Source organism: Microcystis sp. M53602_WE12 (assembly GCF_030065455.1).
In the GTDB taxonomy this organism is placed as follows: domain Bacteria; phylum Cyanobacteriota; class Cyanobacteriia; order Cyanobacteriales; family Microcystaceae; genus Microcystis; species Microcystis aeruginosa.
Genome location: NZ_JASJFB010000370.1, coordinates 1 through 6,938, shown reverse-complemented (window position 1 = coordinate 6,938; position 6,938 = coordinate 1). Strand labels below are relative to the sequence as shown.

Annotated in this window: 5 protein-coding genes; 2 read left to right on the top strand and 3 right to left on the bottom strand. The window is 43.7% G+C overall.

Annotation, left to right across the window (positions count from 1 at the left end):
- Positions 1-99: 99 nt before the first annotated feature.
- Positions 100-1,701, bottom strand: a complete 1,602-nt coding sequence (locus tag PX482_RS12810; RefSeq protein ID WP_002758694.1) for a 2-isopropylmalate synthase — start codon at positions 1,699-1,701, stop codon at positions 100-102.
- A gap of 176 nt (positions 1,702-1,877) precedes the next feature.
- Here PX482_RS12810 and PX482_RS12805 point away from each other — a divergent pair, with 176 nt between their 5' ends.
- Both PX482_RS12805 and PX482_RS12800 read left to right on the top strand, forming a co-directional pair.
- Positions 1,878-2,213: a hypothetical protein gene (locus PX482_RS12805; RefSeq protein ID WP_002758693.1), complete on the top strand. Its 336-nt coding sequence runs from the start codon at positions 1,878-1,880 to the stop codon at positions 2,211-2,213.
- A gap of 66 nt (positions 2,214-2,279) precedes the next feature.
- Positions 2,280-3,827, top strand: a complete 1,548-nt coding sequence (locus PX482_RS12800) for an FAD-dependent oxidoreductase (RefSeq protein ID WP_288027533.1) — start codon at positions 2,280-2,282, stop codon at positions 3,825-3,827.
- 27 nt (positions 3,828-3,854) lie between these two features.
- Here the strand turns inward: PX482_RS12800 and PX482_RS12795 are convergent, their stop codons facing one another.
- Both PX482_RS12795 and PX482_RS12790 read right to left on the bottom strand, forming a co-directional pair.
- On the bottom strand, positions 3,855-5,363 hold the full coding sequence (locus PX482_RS12795; RefSeq protein WP_002758689.1) for a helicase C-terminal domain-containing protein: 1,509 nt from the start codon (positions 5,361-5,363) through the stop codon (positions 3,855-3,857).
- Positions 5,364-5,600: 237 nt separating this feature from the next.
- Entirely contained in the window at positions 5,601-6,605 is a 1,005-nt protein-coding gene (locus tag PX482_RS12790) for a PEP-CTERM sorting domain-containing protein (protein WP_002758687.1), read from the bottom strand.
- Positions 6,606-6,938 lie beyond the last annotated feature (333 nt).

Genomic DNA, 6,938 nt, shown 5'->3' with positions numbered 1-6,938 from the left:
GGGTGTGGGGTGTGGGGTGTGGGGTGTGGGGTGTGGGGTGGTGGGGTAGTGGGGGAATTTCAACTAAAACCCTAAAACCCTAAAACCCTAACACCCTATCTAGACTTGTACCATTTCTGGGTTTTTTTCCTTCTGCTGCAGTGCGACGTGGAGACGGTTTAAGGCACTGACGTAGGCGCGAGCGGAGGCGACAATAATATCGGTATCGGCCGCGTGAGCGGAGTAGGTGCGTCCTTCGTAACGGAGACGGATAGTCACTTCTCCTAAAGCATCGATTCCCTCGGTAACTTCTCGCACCGAGAAAGAAATTAATTCGTTAGGAATCTTCACCACTCGATTGATCGCTTTGCAGAGAGCATCCACCGGCCCTGTACCAATGGCCGCATCGGATAACTCGCTACCGTCGGGATTGCGAATCGTTACCGTGGCCGTGGGCCGGGCACTATTTCCACAGGACACTTGTACTAATTCGAGGCGGAAGTGATCGGGAACCGTATCGATTTCATCGTTAACAATAGCTTCTAGATCGCGATCGGTGATTTCCTTTTTGCGATCGGCCATTTCTTTAAACTGGATAAAAGCGTTATTAAGTTCCGTTTCCGAAAGCTCAAAACCCAATTCCTGTAAGCGAGAGCGAAAAGCGTTGCGGCCGGAGAGTTTACCGAGGACGATCTGATTATTAGTCAAACCGATCGATTCTGCATCCATAATCTCATAGGTGAGTTTATGTTTTAACACCCCGTCCTGATGGATTCCCGACTCGTGTGCGAAAGCGTTAGCACCGACGATCGCCTTATTCGGTTGCACGATCATGCCGGTAAGATTAGAAACTAGGCGAGAAGTGCGATAGATTTCCCTGGTGTTGATCTTGGTTAAAGGTTCCGTGGACTCTGGGGAACGACCGAGGAAAGGATTAAAATAGGAGCGCCGGACATGAAGGGCCATCACCAACTCTTCTAGGGAAGCGTTACCGGCACGCTCACCGATACCGTTAATGGTACATTCCAACTGTCGAGCGCCATTTTTAACTGCTTCGAGGAAATTAGCCACCGCTAACCCTAGGTCATCGTGACCATGGACGGAGATAATCGCTTGGTCGATATTGGGGACATTTTCCTTAATACCACGGATTAAAGCCCCAAATTCGCTGGGGGTGGTGTAACCGACGGTATCGGGAATGTTAACGGTGGTGGCTCCTGCGGCGATCGCTCTTTCGAGGACTTGATAGAGGAATTCGGGATCGCTGCGGCCGGCATCTTCGGGGGAAAATTCCACATCATCAACGAAGGATTTGGCATAGGCCACCATTTCTGGCACAATCTCAAGAACTTCCTGACGAGTCTTCTTAAGTTTGTATTGGAGGTGGATATCAGATGTGGCTAGGAAGGTGTGAATTCTGGGCTTGGCGGCGGGTCTGAGCGCATCGGCGGCAGATTTGATATCTTTTTGAGTAGTGCGGGCTAATCCGCAAATAATCGGGCTATCAGCTTCGCTGCCGACGCTGGCGGCAATTTTCTGTACAGCTTCAAAGTCCCCCGGACTAGCGTGGGGAAAACCTGCTTCAATGACATCAACTCCCAGTCGTGCCAGTGCGCGCGCTATGGTTAGCTTCTCATCCACATTTAAAGCGGCACCCGGGGACTGTTCCCCATCTCGAAGGGTGGTATCGAAGATAATCACACGATCTGGACTGGTATTCATAGTTTTTTTGTACCGTTAACGAACTTGGGAGTTGTTCCTCTGATTATAGCAGCCCAGGCCGAGGGGGTTGTTAAGGAAAATTGCGCTGAGAATTTCTCGACCTGCTCGCGCTTTTCCTGCTTGCCCTTTTTTTGGCTACCATAGAGGATATAGATAAATTGGCGAGGTAGTTAACAATGTTTGGCAAACCAGCGAAGGAACCGAACCCACCGGAGGTAAAAGACCTACAGGAAGTGATGTTTTCAATTAAGCAAAATCTCGAACCGGATCAGGATAAAGCTGATATTAATCTTGTTGATCCTCCCACTCCAGAGATAGTTACTGTAGTTGAAAATATTAGTAAAATTCTCTCTCCCTATTTTATCGTTTTGGTGGGTTTATTTCTCTATGATCGGAATAGTTTTATCGGTTTTTTGTTAGTCTTTACGGGAGTTTTAGCGATTTTTGGAGTTTCCCTCAAGGATATTAATAAACTCGTTGAAGAAGGGAAAAAGTTTTTCCAATCTAAGTAGTTTTATCCTCTGGATATGGTGATAACTGATAACTGATAACTGATAACTGATAACTGATATAAGATTATGTCTTTAGTTGCATCTTTACTCGATCGAGTATCTCCTCAGAGTTTACAACAATTGCGAGCCAGCGATCGAGCTTGGCAAGCTTTGCGTTTAGAAAATCCAGTTATTCCTACGGTAATTAATCAAAGTCAAGAATCTTTAGGAGAGACGGATTTTGATCTAGTGATTGCGGGGGGAACCCTGGGAATTTTTATCGGGGCTGCTTTGCAAACTAGGGGCTGGCGTGTGGCATTATTAGAAAGAGGTATTCTGCGCGGTCGTGAGCAGGAGTGGAATATTTCACGTTTAGAATTAAGCAGTTTTTTAGAGTTAGATTTATTGACCGAAGCTGAATTAAATCAAGCGATAGCGACGGAATATAATCCTGGGAGGGTGGGATTTTATCAAGGTTATGAGCTTTGGGTCAGAGATATTTTAAATATCGGTGTTGATCCGGTTTATTTGCTAGAGACTTTAAAAAATAAGTTTTTGCAAGCGGGAGGAAAGTTATTAGAAAATTCGTGGTTTAGCGGGGCGATTGTTCATCCAGATGGAGTAATGGTTAAAACGGGAGAAGTGACTTTAAAAACCCGTTTATTAATCGATGCCATGGGTCATTTTTCAGCAATTGCAAAACAGGCAAGAAAAGGAGAAAAACCCGATGGAGTTTGTTTAGTGGTGGGTAGTTGCGGTCAGGGTTTTCCCAGTAATGAAACTGGTGATTTGATTTATTCTTTTACCCCAATCTTGCACCAATGTCAATACTTTTGGGAAGCATTTCCCGCTAGGGATGGTCGGACAACTTATTTATTTACCTATCTTGATACTCATCCTGATCGCTTTAGTTTAGAATTTTTGATGGAGGAGTATTTAAGATTACTGCCAGAGTATCAAAAGGTAGATTTAGAAGCGGTAAAATTTCAGCGTTTTCTAGCGGGTTTTTTCCCTGCCTATCGTCAAAGTCCTTTAAAAATGCCCTGGTCAAGAATTCTGGCAGTGGGAGATAGTAGCGGTAGTCAATCTCCGGTAAGTTTTGGTGGTTTTGGGGCAATGGTTAGGCATTTAAAAAGGCTAACTTTCGGCATCGAGGAAGCTTTACAAATCGATGCTTTAAACCGAGAAGATTTAGCCCTTTTACAACCATATCAACCTAATATATCGGTAACGTGGCTATTTCAAAAAACCATGAGTGTCCAGATATATGCTAACCCTAATCCCAATCAAATTAATGACTTAATGAGTGGAGTTTTTCGGGTAATGGATAAGTTGGGAGATGAGGTCTTAAAACCATTTTTACAGGATGTGGTGCAGTTTTCTTCCCTCTCAAAAACTTTGCCTTTGGTTAATCCTCAATTAGTTTTACCGATGATTCCGCAAGTGGGTATCAGTCCTTTTATCGATTGGACGGGACATTATTTTAATTTAGCTTTGTATAGTGGTTTATATCCCTTGGCAGCCACCTTAAAACCTGTTTTAGAAAAGTTACCCGACAAGCAAAAATATCTTTACCATCGTTATTTAGACAGTTGGAAATATGGCTCCGGGGGAGATTTTATCAGTAAACAGTAAACTGATAACTGATAACTGATAACTGATTTAATCTTTATCTTGAAAAAATTGTTGATCGAGATAATTAACTTTAGCATAGGGTTCTAAAGCGGAGAGAATTTGTCTGCCATAACTGCGGGCATTGACACGATTATCGAGGACAGCCACACAACCTTGACACTCCCGGAGAGACTGGACAGATTGCTGAATTTCCCTCACCGCTGTGGGTAAAAGATAGGCACGAAACCAGTCGAGATGTTGTCGTTTGTAGTAAGCAATTTTGCCAGCAACGAGAGGATTTTCGGGGGATGGTAAGGGTAAAGTAGCGATAATTAATAAACTGGGAGTCGGAAATTTTTCTTGATGGGTTTGCCAGAATTGCCAACCACAAACCAGAATAGTATTATTATTAATCTCAGTTTTTTCCACTTGCACTCGCGAACCGTAATCGGCTGCGATTTGGGTAGCAATTTGTGCCTTGAGGGGAACATCTTCAATGAGGATTACTATCGGTTGTTCACTGGTATGATTAGCACTAACTAATTCCCGCACTTGCTTTAATAACATCGGTTGAAATTCGGGCGTATTGGGGGCGCTGATGCGATCGGGTAGATATAAATGAATATATTCACTTTCGCGATCGGCTGCAAACTTTAGAGTTAAAATTTCTCCGATACCCTGATTTTGACGGTATAAATTAGCGGATTTTTCGCTATCTAAAAAACTGCCGATTAAAACAAAGGGTTGCTGCTGCCAAATCGGTTTGAAAAAACTAGCCACCTCCAAAGGACTGATTTTTAGGGTAAATTCTCCTCGCTCTCGATCTACTGATGTCCAGAGGAGATAATTATGCTCGGGGATTTTTGCGGCTAAAAGTTGCCAAGCAGAATCAGTGGCTAAGTCTTGATGCAAGCGTTGCAGGAGAGCAATTATATATTCTTTTTCTTTGGCATCAATAAGATAGCAATTATAGGGATTAATTGGATGACCAAGAATACTTTGGCCAAGTTGTGCTTTAATTAAGTCTATAATCTCTCTATGCTGGGGATATGCTGACCCTAAAGCGAACCATTGTTCGGGAGTAATGGTGACGGTGAGATGATCTACTAGACAAGTTTCTAAATCTTCGGCTCGATCGATTATCGTGGGGATATTCTGGGGAAAATGACCGAGATTGTCCAATTTATCCTCTAACCATTGTTGGGGTGTGGTGAGGAGTAAACCGGTAAAATTAGCGGGAAAGCGATCACTTTTGAGGATATCTCGCTGAGTTTGTAACCATGCTTGCAGATGGGGGATTTCCACTTCTAACAGTAGGTTGACTTCTGACTCCGGGGCAACAATTAGAACAGGTGTATCAGCTAAAAGAGCTGGGGTGAGATAACTGAGACAATAACGGGTGAGAGTAGTTCCAGTTTGTATGAGAGAGGAACGTTTTAGGCGTAAAGCTCTAGCCACCAGTCGCCCCATAGTGAGATGATGAGACCAATAAAAGCGCCCTTGTTCCCGTAAAAAAGCGCGTAGGGAAGAATGAACCGCTGCTTCTAATAAAACCATCTCATCTCAGTTATTGGTTATCAGTGATCGATCATAGCCTTGATTTTGCCACTGATTGCACTCCGAGACTCTCTTACGGTGATTTAGGTTGAAGTTCAAATTCCATCTTGGAACGATAAAAACCTAGAACTAGGTAAATGTGATTTTGCGGTAAAAAAAGCGATAAAAAACCACAATCGAAAATTTTATCAATTTTTACCGCAATTTACAGCCTTAAATTGTCAGGTTTATTTTCTGTTAGGATTTTTTACCACGACGAGATATTAAGGCTCCGATAGCACCGATACCAAAAATGCCCAGTGTCATGGATGGCTCGGGGACGGGAGTGGCAGTGATCTTAAATCCACTGGTGATAAACATTCCGAAAACGTTATCATCATTGGTTGGGTTCACTGTTTTTAAGCGCAGGAAGGTATCTCCATGCGAGATAAAAGCGTCAGGATTAGCACTATTGCCAAGAGCGAGATTATAGTATTCATCATCGATTCGCGGCCCATCCAAGGGGTCATCTAATGGGCCGGGGTTAGTAGGACTGTCACCTATCCCCCCAACAGTTATTAAGCCTCCGTCGGCTCCTTCGCCATCATCCTGTCCTCCTGCGCTACTGGTTAATCGTCGATTATTGGTCGAATTAGTGGTTACGTCAATCTCAGTGGCTTGCCCACTTGGTTGACGGCTATAACTAGAGGCAAGTGAAACCAGAAAATCTCCCCCAGTGTAAGGACTGGCAAAATCAAACTGGCTCGTGTCTCCCCCGGTGGACAGTTCCCCGTCTAAAATAACCGAGGTAAAACCTTGGGTAGAAGAATTGCTGTAGGCAACGACAAGAACCGCACCATCGTTATCGCCATTCTCAACGATACTAAAGTCTTGTAATCCTCCCGTAAAAGAAGAAGCGATGATACTGGTGACATCCCAACGGGCGGTGGTGGCTGGGTTTTGATTGGGACCAAGAATAGTTGCTGAACCCAAGGAAAGTGTACTCCCATTAAAAGTTACTCCGTAAACTGGACTCATATCCCAGACGGAAGTGGCATAGAGATAAGCCCTCTGAATAGTAGAACCTGTGGGTATATTGGCTTGAATAACTCCACTATTAGTTGTACTACCGAAGCCGTCAATAGAAAGGGCAGCGTCGGGAATGACATTTTGTGGTATCAAACCAGCGGAAGCAGGGGCAATGTTTAGGCAAAGTCCAACAGTAATCCCCAGGGGGAGCAATGAATAAGTAAGTTTTTTCATGATGAGCAACTGGCAACAACTTTCAGATTATAGCGTTTATCATGAAGATGAAGTATGGCGGTATTTGTCATCATCTCTGGACGATCAGATAATATTCCGACGTTCCGCCGTTCCGTCGTTCTCTAAAACCAGAAACTTCGTATCTCACTGTTAAGATAACTGCTAATAGACTGCATATCTATTCATAATTTGTGGTTCTTCGTTACTTGGTATGGTTCGATAGGGGGGCATAAATCGACTAAATCCTTATCTGGCAAGAGACTTAATTGATTAGTTCGCTCTAGAGCAAAAACAATTGACAAAAATCGCTAAATGCTTTTCTATATAAGGGTT